Below are 1998 nucleotides of genomic sequence, written 5' to 3'. Positions count from 1 at the left end.
CGAGCTTTTGTTTCACACTTTCTGTTTTTACAATCTCATCCACTGAATCAATGCCATTACCGGACTTAATATAAGACAGCGTATTATTTTCTAAATTTCCATCAGTTCCAACTGCATCAGTCCATTCTTCCGGCACATTATTCTGACCAAGCAGCTGCAGATTGTCCCCCACGTGAACAGCATCAACACAAACTGAAATCTTATCATTTTCAATATAGTTGCCATCTCTGTCTTCACCAGATGCTGATATATCAAACACTTCACCAATCTGATGCATTAGCAATTTATTATCTGCAATGGAAGTCATCACTGCTTCTCCCGATGATTCTTCAGGGGATACCATTTCGCTCCACGTATACAAACCAGCGGTTTCAATCATTGTATCATTTTCAGTGATTACAAGGTTTTCAACCACTTTAATGACATCCTCTTTTGAAATATCATCACCGATATAAACAGTAATTACACGATATACATCTGGGCGAAGGAGGTAAATCCTTTGATTAAAAGATCCATCCTCTGCCAGGTCATTATATTTAAGATATACACCTTCATAATTGCCAAAAGTTCTTTCCTCACAGTCAACAACATTCTTATCTTGCATTACTTTGCTCAAATCATCCTCGTCTAAAAGCACAGATGCAAAGCTGAATCCTCCGGTTCGATCATGCTCAGGATAGGAGATAAGTTCTGCCATCTCTTCCGTTCTATAAATGGAAAATCCAATCGCTGCGGCTGCTTCCTGTGCTGTCCCCTTCTAAAGCCGCCGTGTCAGCGTGTAGTCGTCACTCCTTTGTCGAGGGCATAAGGGACGGCCGCCTCTTTCAGCCGGTCAAAACTCTCATCGCTAATGATGTGTTCAATCCGGCAGGCGTCAGCCTCCGCAGTCCTGGGGTCAACGCCTGCGGCGATAAGCTGCTCGGTAAAGAAGCAGTGTCGCTCGTAGATTTTTTCGGCAACCTCGCGGCCTACATCGGTCAGATGGAGAAAATGATCTTCGTCCATAGTGAGAAAGCCGCCGTCCCGCAAGGTAGCCACTGCATTGCACACGCTAGGTTTTGACACCTCCATGTGCCGGGCTACATCTACGGAGCACACCATACCGAGTTTCTTTTGGAGAACAAGGATAGTTTCCAGGTAGTCCTCCCCGGACGCATGAAGTTTCATCTGAACCTCCTTTACTGAGCCAGCTTCCAGCCGATGGCCTCCTGTCTGGCCGATACAAAATCGGCATACAGGCCCTTTTGCTGGATCAGCTCCGCATGAGTGCCGCGCTGGACGATATGAGCGTTGTCCAGTACAAGGATCTGATCGGCGTTGCGGACGGTTTTCAGACGGTGGGCAATCATGATGATGGTCTTGTCATGGGTCAATGCCTCGATAGCCCGCTGCAATTCATCCTCATTCTCCGGGTCAACGCTGCTTGTTGCCTCGTCCAAAATGATGATAGGTGCGTCCTTCAGCATGGCGCGGGCGATGGAAATCCGCTGTTTCTCACCACCGGACAAAGTACCGCCTCCCTCGCTAATCACGGTGTCATAGCCATCCGGCAGGGCAGAAATAAAGTTATGGCAGCAAGCCTTTTTCGCCGCTTCAACCACTTGTTCATGGGTAGCATCCGGGCAGCCAAACTTGATATTGTTCTCAATCGTATCTGCAAATAGGTACACGCTCTGGAACACCATCGAGATATTCTTCATCAGGCTGTCCAGCTTGAAATCTCGTACATCCGTACCGCCTATGGTAATCTTTCCGGCATTCACATCCCAAAAACGGGCAATCAGGTTGCACATCGTTGTCTTTCCTGCCCCGGAAGGGCCGACAATGGCCGTAGTCGTTTTTTCGGTAATGGTAAAGCTGACCTGACTATGCCCAAACGCTGTATGAAAAGAAGCTGCTGACCTATCCAAGAACGGACAGCCAAAGCCCACGTTACGGCTTTGCATGACAGCCGGATTGAAACCGAGGCCCGGCGCATCGTGGATAAGCTGAAAAATC

Annotated in this window: 2 protein-coding genes and 1 pseudogene; all 3 read right to left on the bottom strand. The window is 47.9% G+C overall.

Going from position 1 to position 1998, the window contains the following annotated elements; all coding sequences use genetic code 11:
• Positions 1–697 (bottom strand): annotated as a pseudogene (locus tag AB5026_RS18880) (hypothetical protein); the annotation flags it as partial.
• Positions 698–771: 74 nt separating this feature from the next.
• Positions 772–1167 carry a metal-dependent transcriptional regulator gene (locus AB5026_RS18875; protein WP_368214146.1) on the bottom strand — a complete coding sequence of 132 codons (396 nt, stop codon included), beginning with the start codon at positions 1165–1167 and terminating at the stop codon, positions 772–774.
• A gap of 11 nt (positions 1168–1178) precedes the next feature.
• Positions 1179–1998: ABC transporter ATP-binding protein (locus AB5026_RS18870; RefSeq protein WP_368214145.1), on the bottom strand; the 820-nt coding region annotated here is incomplete at its 5' end.

The organism is Blautia sp. RTP21359st1_E11_RTP21359_211015 (genome assembly GCF_040910705.1).
GTDB classification, from domain to species: domain Bacteria; phylum Bacillota; class Clostridia; order Lachnospirales; family Lachnospiraceae; genus Blautia_A; species Blautia_A fusiformis.
The sequence above is the reverse complement of the archived record's forward strand: the minus strand, read 5'-3'. Positions and strand labels throughout refer to the sequence as shown.

Coding starts and splice junctions, on each gene's coding strand:
- AB5026_RS18875 (WP_368214146.1), bottom strand. CDS start 1,167: ATGAAACTTCATGCGTCCGGGGAGGACTACCTGGAAACTATCCTTGTT.